Raw genomic sequence first — 14,637 nt, 5'->3', positions numbered from 1 at the left:
TTCAATTCTGTAACCGATTATATAATAATTTAATTATGCATGCATCCATGCTAATTCTTAGTATCAGCAGAATTTTCAAGGCTTATTAAATAAATAGAAACTCGTCACAAAATCCATAAAAAAAACATAAAAAAATTTTTTTCGACGTATAAAAATCATGCGAAATTGTCACTCTAAGAGTGAGGTGATGGAAATGTATAGGAAACAAATAGCCATCAGTTTTCTCATTTTTACTGCACTATGTATGAGTGGATTTGTGCTAAATAATCACTTGGAAATGAAAGAAGAAAACAGGATGCTGCTCACTTCTAAAAACGAAGCTGGAAATTCCATATCAATAGACTCTTCCCTTTTAAAAGCCTCTTATAAACCGAGACAATATGTGAAGATAGGTGAAATGAACTATATTGCACCACCCAATAAGCAAATAAAAAACGATTGAAGACCACTCCTTAGTCGTTTTTTATTTGCTTATTATTTGCGTAATCGTGCATGAATTACGTCCTGTAATCAAAGAACATTAGTTGACTTCACAACTGAATTTATCGTTAAATAAAAGGGTACATACAATGATTGCAGTTTCAACAAACTATAATGATTGTGTCAAATTGTAAGTGGATTCACTTGAATTCAGCTAACAGTTTCGATAAAGTGAAAAATAAAGATATTTTAATGGAGGAACAGACTATGACACATGTTCGTTTTGATTATTCAAACGCGTTATCATTTTTTGGTGAACATGAACTTACATACTTACGTGATGCCGTGAAAGTAGCTCACCATTCAATTCATGAGAAAACAGGTGCTGGAAACGACTTTTTAGGATGGGTCGACCTTCCTACGGAGTATGACAAAGAAGAATTTGCACGCATTCAAAAAAGTGCAGAAAAAATTAAATCTGATTCAGATGTATTAATTGTTATCGGTATTGGAGGATCTTACTTAGGTGCTCGTGCTGCTATTGAAATGCTTCAGCATTCATTCTATAACACATTATCAAAAGAACAGCGTAAAACTCCGCAAGTTATTTTTGCTGGTAACAACATCAGCTCAACATACATGAAAGACTTAATGGATGTTTTACAAGATAAAGATTTCTCTATTAATGTTATTTCAAAATCTGGTACAACAACAGAACCGGCGATTGCTTTCCGTATCTTCCGTAAATTATTAGAAGAGAAATACGGCAAAGAAGAAGCACGCAAGCGTATTTATGCAACAACAGATAAAGCGCGCGGCGCATTAAAAACATTAGCGGACGAAGAAGGCTATGAAACATTTGTTATTCCAGATGATGTAGGCGGCCGTTATTCAGTATTAACAGCGGTTGGCTTATTACCAATTGCCGCTGCGGGTCTTGATATCGAACAAATGATGAAAGGGGCAGCTGATGCTCAAGAAGCATTCTCATCATCAGAGCTAGAAGAGAACCCAGCTTATCAATATGCTGTAGCTCGTAATGTGCTTTATAATAAAGGAAAAACAATTGAAATGCTGATTAACTATGAGCCAGCTCTTCAATACTTTGCTGAGTGGTGGAAACAGTTATTTGGCGAAAGTGAAGGAAAAGACCAAAAAGGTATTTACCCTTCATCTGCTAACTTCTCAACGGATCTTCATTCTTTAGGTCAATATGTACAAGAAGGTCGCCGTGATATTTTTGAAACAATTGTACAAGTTCAAGATTCTCGTCATGAGCTAACAATTGAAGAAGATGCAGCGGACTTAGATGGATTAAATTACTTAGCTGGTGAAACAGTTGACTTTGTAAATAAAAAAGCGTTCCAAGGTACAATGCTTGCTCACACAGATGGAGGCGTTCCAAACTTAGTTGTGAACATTCCTGCGCTAGATGAGTATACGTTCGGATATGTTGTATATTTCTTCGAAAAAGCATGTGCAATCAGCGGCTATTTATTAGGCGTAAACCCATTCGATCAGCCGGGAGTAGAAGCATACAAAGTAAATATGTTTGCTCTTCTTGGAAAACCTGGTTTTGAAGAGAAAAAAGCAGAATTAGAAAAGCGTTTGAAATAAGTAAAAAGAGGGCGGTACAAAAGTATTTTAGCCCAAGTGAAAAACGAACCATTGATCAACATGTTTGATTAGTGGTTCGTTTTTTTTGTTATGGTGAATATAGTTTCATCTGTTTAGGTCCTTCTAGCAGTTGATTGGAGGGCAAGGCGGAGACTCCTGCGGGAAAAGCGCAAGCGACGAGGGGGCTCAGCGCCCGCCCGCGGAAAGCGAAGCCTTGCACGGACATCACGGTGTCACAAGCGATTTATACGAGCTACTTTATCCAGTTTGTTCGTCTTTAGGTTGGATTCATTTAGTTATATCTCAATCTCTTTTTTGCTTTTGAGATAAAGGATAAAACGCTGGAAAAAGGACATGTTAAAACAGAGGAGGGATAACATGATTGAATTATCTTCAAGATTAGAGGGCACATTATTCAAGCTTTATGAATTAGAAAAAACGCTTAAGCCGCTTGGGTATAACATTGGAGGGAATTGGGATTATGACCATGGTTCATTCGACTATAAGATGAATGATGAAGTCGGCTATCAATTTTTACGTATCCCGTTTACAGCTACGAATGGAGAGCTGGATTCTAAAGGAACAACCGTACAGATTGGCACGCCATTTTTACTTTCACATAAATATCAAATTGGTCTAGACGACGATGTTCACAATGGAAATGTGAGTGCTTCATTTAATCAGTTTGCAGAACCCCAAGACGCAGACGCTTCATTTCCAGAAAAGTATATCAGCTTAGGAGAAGAGCTAATTAGAGAGGCAGAAGATGCGCTGCTTCAGTAATTGAAGGAACTATTCTTTTTTTAAACTCTCTACTTTTTTCACAAAAATATGTTCGTACATGACTTGACTAATCAACTCGTTTGTTTTAATCATTTCATTCACCCCCAAATTTTGTGCATTTTGAATATGCTTTTTTGTTAACAGTTCAACGATGCTGTAAATAGAAGGGTTCAATCCTTGCAGAGCGACTAACGTAACAATCGTATTCATGTCTGCATATTCTTCTGTCTTATGTTGATCGGCAGTAATCAGCACTTTTTTTGCGTACCGAGCGTTGGCAAGTTCTAATACTTCATAATGAGAGGGACTTCCTTTAATAAAATGAACGCGATCACAAATCATGGGATTTTTAGTCAGAGAGTCGTCGATAAGAACAATGTCTTCTTTATGAAATGCGTCGCGATAAGACTCTAACACGAGTTTGGCGCGCTCATTCCACCCAACAACGATAAAGTGATCTTTTCCATAAAATTTTAAATTCCCTTCCAAATAAGCGCTCTCAGCGGAAACAGCAATTTTAGAAAGCGTAACAAAATAAGTAGTAATAAATCCCGTTCCGATCAGGACTAAAATAATTGCAGCTAACCTTCCAATCGTAGTGGTCGGAGCAAAATCACCGTACCCTATAGTAGAAATTGTAATAATAACCCACCAAATTCCTTCAAACACATTCCCAAACGTTTGCGGCTCTAGGAAATGTATAAGCATGCCGAAAAGCAGAACAAGGCAGCCGATAATAAAAAGAAGCCGCACTAAAATAGAACGACGAAAAAGTCGAAATAATAGCCATTCCATCATAAAAAAACCTCCAGTGATTAGTCATAACCACAGTATGACCATTTTCTACTGAAGGTATAAGATATCTTTATCTTTTTACTTCGTAATATTCAATCCATTCTTTGTCTGGACCGTAGAAAAATAAGTATCTTGCTCCATTTGGCAAAGTTACAATGTTTTCTTCAACAAATGAAACGCCTGCTGATTTTAAACGCTCAAACTCCTCTTCAATTCCGTCTACTGCCAGGGCAAAATGATGAACTTTACCTTCGTTAGGTAAGCTTGAGTTATACCCTTGAATTAACTCTACGATTACATTGCCTTCTAAACCTAGAAAAGCTAGCTTCAAAGATGGATCGGTATGTGGTAGTGTTTCGATGAGCTCTAATCCCACTTTTTGCGTATAGAACTCAATAGATTCTTCTATATCCTTTACTTGAACGCCTACATGTTCAAATTTTAAAATTGTCATATGCATCACCCGTATCTATAGTATGTAAAAACTATGAAATATATTAAAGAGAAAGGATATAGAAGTCAAGATAGGGCTGCTTATCAGGAAAGGGCTCTTAAATCATATTTTTGCTGGAGTGAATAGGGTAGAGGCTTCCATCAAGAGCAAACGAAATTTTGCCTGTTTCTTCAGATACAACTAAAATTAATGCATCCGATTTTTCCGACATTCCAATGGCTGCACGGTGGCGTGTTCCCAATTTTTTGGTCGTTGAAATAATAGACGAGAGAGGTAAAACATTAGCAGCTGAGATAAGCTGATTATTTCTAATCAAGACGGCTCCGTCATGTAAGGGTGTCCCTGGATAGAACAGCGTCTCAACTAGCGTAGCGCTGACAGGAGCTTGAATAGGGATTCCTTTTTGAATAAGAGAGTCTACATTTTGTTCCCGTTCAATGACAATTAAAGCGCCGTGACGTTTCTCAGAAAGGTTATGAATAGCTAAGGACAGAGCAGCATATTCAAATGTATAAGGCGATAGATAATGACGCAAATAATAAGAGGCAGCCGTAGCTTGAACATCTTGAAATAACTTTCGCATCTCCTCAAAATCACATAGGATACAATGATCACTCGTGTCTAAATGTTTAATTAAATTAGAGGCTTCAGTTGAAATCTGCTGTAAATATGTTCGCACATTATTTTTAATTGTATCGTCTAATTGAAAGGGTTGTCTCTCCATCTTATATAGCTCCTATCTGTCAGTCAGTGTTATCTGTAATGTGTGCTAATGTGGGTGAATTATCCGTAAAGCTTATAAATCCCTTATTAATTTTATAGAGAGGTTTTGTGTTTTATTTAGCAAGAGAATATAAAAAGTTGGAGAAAAAAGAAAGCGTTTTATAAACTGATACGTTCACATTTGGGTTAAATTTACATATGTTGTTTTAAATAAAAGTATAGATATTTCTGTGAATTTAAAGTATAGTTTTCTTATCGGATATATGATTTTTAATGTTGACAAATATTCTAAATATGCTAAAATTTTTAAAAAATGCTTATCAAGAGTGGTGGAGGGATCTGGCCCGCTGAACCCCGGCAACCTGCTTAGCAAGGTGCTAATTCCAGCAAAGTGTGTATCATTTTGAAAGATAAGGTGAAAAATTATTGCCTACCCAGTCTTTCAATATGGAAGACTTTTTATTTTGATATAGCGCAAGCGATAATTTGAGGAGGGACACCAATGACTGTAACCCCCGACTTAAAACAAATCTTTGAGCATGTTGAAGCAAAGTAAGAATTAAATAGTTTCGCTGACTAGACACACTAGAGGCGGTTTTATCCAATTCTAGTGGGTAAAACCGTCTTTTTTTATTGGATAACGCGGATAACTAAGAATTGGAGTGAAGAAAATGGCAGACTTATATACGTACGAAAACTGGAGTGATACATTTCCAGAGTTCGACAGTGAAGATGAAACAAAAGGAGCCCTTTCAGCATTGCAGTGGGCGTATGATACCTACGGAGATTCAATTATTTACGCATCAAGCTTTGGTATCGAGGGGATCGTGTTAATTGATTTAATTTCAAAAGTGAAAAAAGATGCTGAAATCGTCTTTTTAGATACGGGCGTTCATTTTAAAGAAACATATGAAGTAATTGATGCAATTAAAGAACGCTTTCCTGATTTGCGTATTCGTATGAAAAAACCGGATTTAACGCTTGCAGAACAAGCTGAGAAACATGGAGATGAACTTTGGAAGAGTCAGCCTAACCTATGCTGTCAAATTCGAAAAATCATCCCGCTAAGGGAATCTCTTGCTCCTTATGATGCGTGGATTTCTGGTTTGAGACGCGAGCAGTCTGAATCTCGTGCCAACACGAATTATTTTAATAAAGATGAGAAATTCAAGAAAGTGAAAGTCTGCCCGTTAATTCATTGGTCCTGGAAAGAAGTTTGGCGCTATGTGTATAAGCATGATTTACCATATAACAAACTTCATGATCAAGGCTACCCAAGTATTGGCTGTGAGCCCTGTACCGCACCTGCCTACAATGTAGACGATTTACGTTCAGGAAGATGGGCAGGTACACAAAAAGTTGAATGCGGATTACACGAATCTTAAATACGAAAGAGCTGAATAAATGATGCTTTTATATGTTGCCTTTATCATTGCGCTTTTTTTTGCAATGAATATTGGAGCAAGTGGTGCAGCAGCAGCTATGGGCGTTTCATACGGCTCCGGTGCGATTAAAAAGAAAAGAGTAGCCCTGTTCATCTGTGCTATAGGTATTGTGCTCGGAGCCATTATCGGAGGCGGCGAGGTGGTAAAAACTATCAGTTCAGGTATCATACCTGAAAAATTGCTGTCAGTAGAATTAGTTATTATCATTCTGGCTGCTGCAACGCTGTCACTCTTTTTCGCGAATTTAATTGGTATTCCTCTATCAACAAGTGAAGTAACGGTTGGTTCAGTTGTTGGAGTAGGCGTAGCTTATCAATCTCTGTATGTGGAAAAACTTTTAGTTGTCATGTCTTTTTGGATTATTGTTCCGCTGGTTTCATTTGTCATTGCTTTTTTGATTGGAAAAGTGATAAAACGCAGAGCGCATAAAAAAGAAGCAGAGGGAAAGTGGAAAAGAGTTTTAACGATTTTAGTTATAGCGACGGGATTCTTTGAAGCCTTCTCAGCTGGAATGAATAACGTGGCAAATGCTGTCGGTCCTCTAGTAGGAGCTGGATTAATGGATGCCACAACGGGTGTCATAGCAGGAGGATTGGCAGTGGCGCTCGGAGCTCTTTTACTAGGAGGCCGAGTTATTGAAACAAACGGGAAAAAAATTACTCGCTATTCTGTAGGGGAAGGGTGCATTATCTCGGGTACTGGTGCTTCTCTTGTCACAGTCGCTTCACTGTTTGGTTTGCCAGTACCGCTTACACAGGTCACTACGTCTTCTATTATTGGAATAGGAGCAGCGAAAACGGGATTCACGAAAGAACAGCGCGAAGTGGTCATTCAAATGTTAAAGGTTTGGGTGGTATCCCCTGTATTTTCACTCGTAATCTCATATGTTCTTGTGAAATTAGTACTTGAAAGCGACTTATATTCATTTGTAGTGCTAGCTAGCGGATGTATTGCCACAGCAGGTGTTCTAAGCTTAGCTAGAGCGACTAGAAGAAAAAGAGCAAGCTTGCAGTCGGAAAAAGAAAAAATGACTGCGTGATTCAAGTGCTTTTTATTATATTGTGTTAATTATTTAAGGAGGATTTTACAAAATGACAACAATTCAAGCACACGGTGGAGAATTAATTAATTTATATCAACCAACATATGACTACACGTCACTAACAAAAGAAATCGAAGTAGATAACATGGCTCTAAGTGATTTAGAACTAATTGGAATTGGTGCTTACAGCCCAATTACAGGATTTTTAGGAGAAAAAGATTATCAATCAGTTGTTGAAAATATGCGTTTAGCAGATGGAACAGTATGGAGTATTCCTATCACTCTTCCTGTAACAGAAGAGCAAGCTAAAGAATTAAACATTGGCGACAAAGTAAAACTTGTTCAAAACGGCGTAACGTATGGTGTTTTAGAAGTTTCTGAAGTATATACGCCAAATAAAGAAAAAGAAGCGGAGAACGTGTACCGTACAGCAGAACTTGCTCATCCTGGCGTAAAAAAAATGATGGAACGCCCAAATGTATACGTAGCAGGTCCAATCGTACTTGTAGAGCGTACACCTAAAACGCGTTTTGAAAAGTATTACCTAGATCCAACTGAAACAAGAGCAGCATTTGAAGAACGCGGTTGGAAAACGGTTGTTGGATTCCAAACTCGTAACCCTGTTCACCGTGCGCACGAATATATTCAAAAAACGGCATTAGAAATTGTAGACGGCCTATTTTTAAATCCACTTGTAGGAGAAACAAAGTCAGATGATATCCCAGCAGATATCCGTATGGAAAGTTATGAAGTACTTTTAGAGAACTATTATCCTAGCGATCGTGTAGCTTTAGCAGTTTTCCCTGCTGCGATGCGCTATGCTGGACCTAGAGAAGCTATTTTCCATGCAATGGTTCGAAAAAACTTTGGATGCACACATTTCATTGTAGGCCGTGACCACGCTGGTGTGGGTGACTACTATGGAACATATGATGCACAAAAAATCTTCAGTAACTTTACAGCAGATGAATTAGGAATTACACCTTTATTCTTTGAACACAGCTTCTATTGCAAAAAGTGTGAAGCGATGGCATCAACGAAAACATGCCCTCACAGCAAGGAAGATCATATGATTCTATCTGGAACAAAGGTACGTGAAATGCTTCGTAACGGAGAAGTGCCACCAAGCACATTCAGCCGCAAAGAAGTAATTGAAGTGTTAATTAAAGGATTAGCAAAACAAAAAGTATCTTCAAAATAAGGAGCGGTTGAAGTGAGCAAATCAACAAACATTACGTGGCATGATGCTGGAATTACAAAAGAGGAAAGGCGCGAGCAAAATAATCATCACAGTTTTGTATTATGGTTTACAGGTCTTTCGGGTTCAGGTAAATCTACCGTAGCAAACGCAGTGGCAAAAGCGCTTTTTGATAAAAATATTCGCAACTATGTATTAGATGGTGACAATGTTCGTTTCGGCTTAAATAAGAATCTAGGGTTTTCTGCTGAAGATCGTACAGAAAATATTCGCCGTATCGGTGAGGTTTCTAAGCTATTTGTAGACAGCGGTCAAGTGGTACTAACAGCATTTATCTCTCCATTCCAAGAGGACCGAGCTCAAGTGCGTGAGATCTTAGAGGGGAATGAATTTTTGGAAGTATACGTGGAGTGTCCGTTAGAAGAATGTGAAAAAAGAGATCCAAAAGGCCTTTACAAAAAAGCAAGAAGCGGAGAAATCCGTGACTTTACAGGAATTGATTCTCCGTATGAGTCACCGGCTAACCCTGAATTAACAATTAATACAAGCACACAGTCTGTAGAAGAATGTGTACAAACTGTTATTGAATATTTAGCTAACCGAAAGTTTATCTAAATGACAGCGGACTTTGTCCGCTGTTCTAATTCAAATTAAAATGTGGGAGCGCTGCGGAGACGTGGAAATGATGGAAGGGTGAAAGGCATTCATGGGGAAAGTATATCTAGTCGGTGCAGGACCGGGAGATCCAGATTTAATTACATTAAAAGGGTTGAAAGCAATTCAACAAGCAGATGTTATCTTATATGATCGTTTAGTGAATAAGGACCTGCTGGAGTATGCTAAAAGTGATGCGGATATCATTTACTGCGGAAAGCTTCCGAACTACCATACCCTCAAGCAAGAAACAATTAACAACTTTTTAGTGAAATTCGCTAAAAAAGGAAAAATTGTAACGCGCTTAAAAGGCGGAGATCCATTTGTTTTTGGACGCGGAGGGGAAGAAGCAGAAGCTCTCGTGCAGCAGGGCATTTCATTTGAAATTGTTCCAGGAATTACATCAGGTATCGCAGCCGCTGCTTATGCAGGAATCCCTGTCACTCACCGGGAATACAGCGCAAGCTTTGCTTTTGTAGCAGGTCATCGTAAAGATAGCGAGCATGATGCAATCAAATGGGATAGCCTAGCCAAAGGTGTAGATACTCTTGCAATTTATATGGGGGTGCGGAACTTACCGTACATTTGCCAACAGTTAATGAAACACGGAAAAACTTCAGCTACGCCAATTGCATTGATTCACTGGGGAACATGTGCGCACCAGCGCACTGTAACTGGAACTCTTGGTACAATTGTTGATATTGTTAAAGAAGAACAAATTGAAAATCCAAGTATGATTATCGTTGGTGAAGTTGTGAATTTTCATGATCGATTAAATTGGTTTGAGAAGACTGGACAGCATTACTATTCGTTTGCACAAGAAGCTTACTAAAGAGGTTGATTATATGGATGCAGTTTTATATGTTTGCCATGGCAGCCGCGTAAAAGAAGGCGCTGATCAGGCAGTTGCTTTTATTGAAAGATGTAAAAAAAATCTAGATGTACCGATTCAAGAAGTTTGTTTCCTAGAACTAGCTTCCCCCACTATTGACCAAGGATTTGAAGCATGCATTGAACAAGGTGCTACTCGTATTGCAATTGTGCCTCTTCTGTTATTAACAGCTGCGCATGCAAAGCATGATATACCCGAAGAAATACACAAAGTATATGAACGTTATCCCCAGGTAGAAGTCCTGTACGGAGAACCGTTCGGCGTAGACGAACGAATTGTTGATATCTTGCTAGAGAGAATCAATGAAACCAATGTGGATAAGCATGAAGATTCGATGGTATTGTTGGTCGGCAGAGGAAGCAGTGATCCTGCTGTAAAAAAAGATTTTAACGAAATAGCTCAACTGCTAAAAGGGAAAGGTGCTTTTAAAGAAGTGAGCACATGTTATTTAGCTGCAGCTTCTCCTAATTTAAAAGAAGGCCTGCACCTTGCTAAACGAACTTCGTATAAGCAAGTATTCGTTCTTCCATACCTTTTGTTTACCGGTATTTTAATGAACGAAATTAAGGAAGAATTGGAGCAGCTATCAACAGATGCCCAGCAGTTTATCTTAGCCAACTACCTAGGTTATCATGATGGACTTGCACACATTTTAAGTCACCAAGTAAAAACGTTATTATCCAGCAAAGGAAATCAATACGATGTATACCGTTATGCTTGATTTAAAGGGTCGTTCGGTCTTAGTAGTTGGGGGCGGAACAATCGCAACTCGTAGAATTAAAGGTTTTTTACAAGAAGGAGCAGCCATTACAGTGGTTGCTCCAACTGTTTCAGCTGAAATAAATGAATGGGAAGTTAAAGATCAGCTGCGTGTAAAAAGAAAAAAAGTAGGAGAAGAAGACTTACTTAATGTCTTTTTAATTGTTGTGGCTACAAATGATCAAGCTGTGAATAAGTTTGTTAAGCAGCATATTAAAAATGATCAGTTGGTTAATATGGCCAGCAGTTTTTCCGATGGAAATATTCAAATCCCTGCACAGTTTTCTAGAGGGAGATTATCGCTAGCAATATCCACAGATGGCGCTAGTCCTTTGTTGACAAAACGAATCAAAGAAGACTTATCCTCAAATTATGATGAGAGTTACACACAGTATACACAGTTTTTGTATGAATGCAGAGTTCTTATCCACAGATTGAATGTGTCAAAGAGCCGTAAACATGAGTTATTAACAGAAATTATCGATGATCAATACCGGCTGTCTCTAGTAAAACAGCGGGAATTTTTACAACAGATTGAAAAATATAAATAAAAAACGGCCAATTGGCCGTTTTTTATTTATACATTTTCAACTTCAATGCTTCGAATACCGCTGATTTTTTGAATTTCGTAATACACTTCTGTAGTAGGGCGCTGGTTATTAACTGACACTTTCATTCGTATATACAATTCATTGGTGTCTAAATCTTTGATTCGAATATTTTTAATTGTAATATTCTTTTCTCTAATGCTATTAGTTGTATCAAAGATATTGTGCTTATCCGCCAGCTTGAGTTGAAGAATAAGTTCTTTCTCGCGCAGTTGCCTAGGCCCCAAAATAGTAATAAGGAAGGGAAGAAGTTCAACGCTGATAATGAGCAGTACAACTCCGGTAATAGCCTCAGGATAAAACCCTGCACCTACAGCAATGCCTATACCTGCTGCTCCCCAGATAATAGCCGCTGTTGTAAGCCCTGAGATGCTGTCATTTTCTTTTCGTAAAATGACGCCCGCCCCTAAAAAACCAATTCCAGAAACAATTTGAGCGGCCAGACGAAGCGGGTCCATTGTGATATGATCACCTTTATTAAAAATTTGAGAAGACTCAATCGAAACAATTGTGAGTAAACAGCTAATAATGGAAATTACGAGAGATGTTTTTAAACCAACAGGCTTTCGTTTTAGTTCCCTTTCAATTCCAATAATAAGACCAAGTACAGCGGAAATACCTAATTTAAGCAACATTTCATTTTCCATTATTTTCACCTATTTCAATAAACATTGTTGTTTATATCTGTATGAAAGAAGAAAAACAGATATGTATTAGTATAGTAAACTTTTCTTCATAATAACAGGTGGAATTCAAAAAAATCTGATTATTTATAAAGCGCTACAATCTTTTCTTTCAATTTATATTTTTGAATCTTGCCGGAGGCCGTCATGGGAAAGTCGTCTATAAAATAAATATGTTCCGGAATTTTGAAATGAGCAAGCTTACCTTTGCAAAAGTCTTTGATTTCTTGAGCGGTAAGAAAAGAATGTTGCTTGAGTTTAATGCATGCAGCAACTCGTTCTCCATACTTTGGATCAGGAATACCGACAATTTGCACATCTTCTACCTCGGGTATTCTATATAAAAACTCTTCAATCTCTCTTGGGTAAATGTTTTCTCCGCCTCTAATAATCATATCTTTTAGACGTCCTGTAATTTTTACATAGCCATCCTTATCGATGGTAGCTAAATCTCCTGTATGTAGCCAATCTTTTACAATTGTTTTTTCTGTTTCTTCCGGCATTTTATAATACCCTTTCATTGTTAAATATCCTTTTGCACAAAGTTCTCCTTGTTCTCCGAAAGAAGCTGGTTTACCTGTAACTGGATTAATAATTTGAATCTGTACATGATTATGAACTTTGCCAACCGTTTGTACTCGCCGCTCGATAGAATCAGTTGGGGTTGTTTGGGTGATTACAGGAGATGTTTCGGTTTGACCATACGCGATCGTAATTTCATTGATGCCCATGTCATGTATGACTCGTTTCATTACTTCTGCTGGACAATTAGAACCAGCCATGATTCCTGTGCGAAGAGTAGATAAATCATATTGATTAAACTCAAGTGCATTTAATTCCGCAATAAACATAGTTGGTACACCGTGAAGAGCTGTACATTTTTCGTTCTCTACGGTGCGTAAAACAGAGGCAGGTTGAAATTCAATAATCGGTAGCATAGTAGCACCTACAGATACGCATGCTAGAACACCCAGCACACATCCAAAGCAATGAAAGAAAGGAACTGGGATGCATAAGCGGTCTTCGTTAGTCAGTTTCATAGACTGAGCAACTAAAAAGCCGTTGTTTACTATATTATGGTGACTTAGCATAACTCCTTTTGGAAAACCTGTTGTTCCGGAAGTATATTGCATATTGATAACATCATGGATATGTAGGTATTGTTCATGCTTATCGAGAACCTCATCCGAGATCATTAAGCTACTCATTAAAAACTCATTCCAAGATGTATGTTCGCTTGATCCACTTAAGTTTATAAGATGTTTTAGTTTGGGAAGGTTATGTTCAATACTAGTGATAATAGACGTATAAGAAGTGCTTTTAAATTCATCAATGAAAAATAGCGCTGTTGTATCAGAATGACTCAATACATACTCTAATTCAGAGGATTGATAACTTGTATTAAGGGTAACCAAAACAGCGCCTATTCTAGCTGCTGCGAATTGAAGAAGCAACCATTCCGGCACATTGGTAGCCCAGATAGCGATATGGTCGCCTTTTTTGAGACCGGTGGCTAGAAGTGCCTTTGCAACTCGAGAGGTTTCTTGATAAAATTCCGCGTACGTATAGCGAATATTTTGTTCAGAGTAGATAACCGCTTCTTGATGCCCAAACTTTTTTGTACTTTCTTTTAAAAGTTCTCCAACTGTTAATTCAAGCAATGGTTTCATTTGGTTTCCTCCTTGAATAATGTTAAAGTATAAATGAAAGCGTTTTCTAAAAGTAGTTTATCAAATTTAAAGAAAGTGTTCCAAAAAATCATTCGACAAATTCCTTCACTGTCCATCGTACGTATAGAAGAAGAGGAGTGACTGAAGTTATCGCATTGATTTCAATAAGTAAGTATACTGAATGCGAATATTGTAATAAAATAAAGAAATGTCTCCTTTTTATAAGAAGACAACGCATGTTAATAAAGAATGGTATAAAAATATGAAGTAAACAAACAAAAAATCATGCTGAATGTTGAAAGTGAAATAAATGAAAGGCCGTTGACCTTGCCTTCTTTATTAGACATTTGAATTGATTCCCAATAAGCAAGTGAAATTAAGAGAATAGACATACAAAAGGACAAATAGAGTGCAGCTGCAATTAAGGTATCCAAGTGAACGCCTCCTTGGCGGATAATGATTTAATAGACATTATGCTAGTGTGGCTCTAGATATGCTAGTATCTATTAATTGGCGAACGTTTCGTTTGTAAGAAAATAGTTTTTAAAAATATATCGAAAAACTATTGCACAATAAAAGAAGGCATGGTATATTATTAAATGTCGCTAAGATGAACTGCTAAAGCAAACATCGAAGTGATAAACAAATAAAAAAACTTGTTGACAACTAGGTTGCAACTTGTTATGATAGTAAAGTCGCCTAAGAGCGGCGGTTGAACTTTGAAAACTGAACAAAGCGACAAACGTCAACGTTAAATTTTATTTTTTAATTGAGCAAGTCAAACATTTCTTCGGAGAGTTTGATCCTGGCTCAGGATGAACGCTGGCGGCGTGCCTAATACATGCAAGTCGAGCGAACTGATTAGAAGCTTGCTTCTATGACGTTAGCGGCGGA

Annotated in this window: 16 protein-coding genes, 1 rRNA gene and 1 riboswitch; of the genes, 11 read left to right on the top strand and 6 right to left on the bottom strand. The window is 37.7% G+C overall.

Features of this window, described 5'->3' with window-relative positions; genetic code table 11:
• Window positions 1–687: 687 nt before the first annotated feature.
• The 3 genes from AC0C45_RS22130 (at window position 688) to AC0C45_RS22120 (ending at window position 2,820) form a co-directional block, all read left to right on the top strand.
• Window positions 688–2,037 carry a glucose-6-phosphate isomerase gene (locus tag AC0C45_RS22130; RefSeq protein WP_013059589.1) on the top strand — a complete coding sequence of 450 codons (1,350 nt, stop codon included), beginning with the start codon at window positions 688–690 and terminating at the stop codon, window positions 2,035–2,037.
• Between the two features lie 130 nt (window positions 2,038–2,167).
• On the top strand, window positions 2,168–2,362 hold the full coding sequence (locus tag AC0C45_RS22125) for a hypothetical protein (RefSeq protein WP_230586502.1): 195 nt from the start codon (window positions 2,168–2,170) through the stop codon (window positions 2,360–2,362).
• A 53-nt stretch (window positions 2,363–2,415) separates the two neighbouring features.
• Window positions 2,416–2,820 (top strand): YugN-like family protein, encoded by a 405-nt coding sequence (locus AC0C45_RS22120; RefSeq protein WP_016765797.1) that lies wholly within the window; start codon window positions 2,416–2,418, stop codon window positions 2,818–2,820.
• Between the two features lie 9 nt (window positions 2,821–2,829).
• On the opposite strand, the gene AC0C45_RS22115 is transcribed toward AC0C45_RS22120, so the two are convergent.
• From AC0C45_RS22115 to cdaS, 3 genes are all read right to left on the bottom strand, one after another.
• Window positions 2,830–3,618, bottom strand: a complete 789-nt coding sequence (locus AC0C45_RS22115; RefSeq protein WP_013085298.1) for a potassium channel family protein — start codon at window positions 3,616–3,618, stop codon at window positions 2,830–2,832.
• Between the two features lie 67 nt (window positions 3,619–3,685).
• Window positions 3,686–4,069, bottom strand: coding sequence for a VOC family protein (locus AC0C45_RS22110; protein WP_013085297.1), 384 nt, complete (start codon window positions 4,067–4,069; stop codon window positions 3,686–3,688).
• A gap of 97 nt (window positions 4,070–4,166) precedes the next feature.
• The gene (cdaS, locus tag AC0C45_RS22105) at window positions 4,167–4,793 is read right to left on the bottom strand and encodes a sporulation-specific diadenylate cyclase CdaS (RefSeq protein WP_016765796.1); all 627 of its coding nucleotides are present in this window, start codon (window positions 4,791–4,793) and stop codon (window positions 4,167–4,169) included.
• Between the two features lie 313 nt (window positions 4,794–5,106).
• Window positions 5,107–5,209: riboswitch (SAM riboswitch) on the top strand.
• Window positions 5,210–5,463: 254 nt separating this feature from the next.
• On the opposite strand from cdaS, the gene AC0C45_RS22100 reads away from it, so the two are divergent.
• The 7 genes from AC0C45_RS22100 (at window position 5,464) to AC0C45_RS22070 (ending at window position 11,333) form a co-directional block, all read left to right on the top strand.
• Window positions 5,464–6,177 (top strand): phosphoadenylyl-sulfate reductase, encoded by a 714-nt coding sequence (locus tag AC0C45_RS22100; RefSeq protein ID WP_016765795.1) that lies wholly within the window; start codon window positions 5,464–5,466, stop codon window positions 6,175–6,177.
• Between the two features lie 19 nt (window positions 6,178–6,196).
• On the top strand, window positions 6,197–7,276 hold the full coding sequence (locus tag AC0C45_RS22095; protein ID WP_016765794.1) for an inorganic phosphate transporter: 1,080 nt from the start codon (window positions 6,197–6,199) through the stop codon (window positions 7,274–7,276).
• 52 nt (window positions 7,277–7,328) lie between these two features.
• Complete coding sequence (gene sat / locus AC0C45_RS22090) at window positions 7,329–8,480, top strand: sulfate adenylyltransferase (RefSeq protein ID WP_013059582.1); 1,152 nt, start codon at window positions 7,329–7,331, stop codon at window positions 8,478–8,480.
• Between the two features lie 12 nt (window positions 8,481–8,492).
• Complete coding sequence (gene cysC / locus AC0C45_RS22085; RefSeq protein WP_014457932.1) at window positions 8,493–9,092, top strand: adenylyl-sulfate kinase; 600 nt, start codon at window positions 8,493–8,495, stop codon at window positions 9,090–9,092.
• A gap of 91 nt (window positions 9,093–9,183) precedes the next feature.
• Complete coding sequence (cobA, locus tag AC0C45_RS22080) at window positions 9,184–9,963, top strand: uroporphyrinogen-III C-methyltransferase (protein ID WP_016765793.1); 780 nt, start codon at window positions 9,184–9,186, stop codon at window positions 9,961–9,963.
• Between the two features lie 13 nt (window positions 9,964–9,976).
• Window positions 9,977–10,744: a sirohydrochlorin chelatase gene (locus AC0C45_RS22075; protein ID WP_047931086.1), complete on the top strand. Its 768-nt coding sequence runs from the start codon at window positions 9,977–9,979 to the stop codon at window positions 10,742–10,744.
• Entirely contained in the window at window positions 10,725–11,333 is a 609-nt protein-coding gene (locus tag AC0C45_RS22070; RefSeq protein WP_013085291.1) for an NAD(P)-binding protein, read from the top strand. Before AC0C45_RS22075 ends, AC0C45_RS22070 begins: the two co-directional genes overlap by 20 nt.
• Before the next feature lie 26 nt (window positions 11,334–11,359).
• On the opposite strand, the gene AC0C45_RS22065 is transcribed toward AC0C45_RS22070, so the two are convergent.
• The 3 genes from AC0C45_RS22065 to AC0C45_RS22055 all read right to left on the bottom strand — a co-directional run bounded on the left by AC0C45_RS22065 (window position 11,360) and on the right by AC0C45_RS22055 (window position 14,177).
• Window positions 11,360–12,037: an MgtC/SapB family protein gene (locus AC0C45_RS22065; protein WP_013059577.1), complete on the bottom strand. Its 678-nt coding sequence runs from the start codon at window positions 12,035–12,037 to the stop codon at window positions 11,360–11,362.
• A gap of 119 nt (window positions 12,038–12,156) precedes the next feature.
• Entirely contained in the window at window positions 12,157–13,743 is a 1,587-nt protein-coding gene (locus AC0C45_RS22060) for an AMP-binding protein (protein WP_472928808.1), read from the bottom strand.
• Between the two features lie 239 nt (window positions 13,744–13,982).
• Window positions 13,983–14,177, bottom strand: a complete 195-nt coding sequence (locus AC0C45_RS22055; protein WP_013059575.1) for a hypothetical protein — start codon at window positions 14,175–14,177, stop codon at window positions 13,983–13,985.
• A 353-nt stretch (window positions 14,178–14,530) separates the two neighbouring features.
• Between AC0C45_RS22055 and AC0C45_RS22050 the strand changes: the two genes are divergently transcribed.
• A 16S ribosomal RNA gene (locus AC0C45_RS22050) occupies window positions 14,531–14,637 on the top strand; the annotation flags it as partial.

The organism is Priestia sp. VA7 (assembly GCF_055710015.1).
The sequence above is the reverse complement of the archived record's forward strand: the minus strand, read 5'-3'. Positions and strand labels throughout refer to the sequence as shown.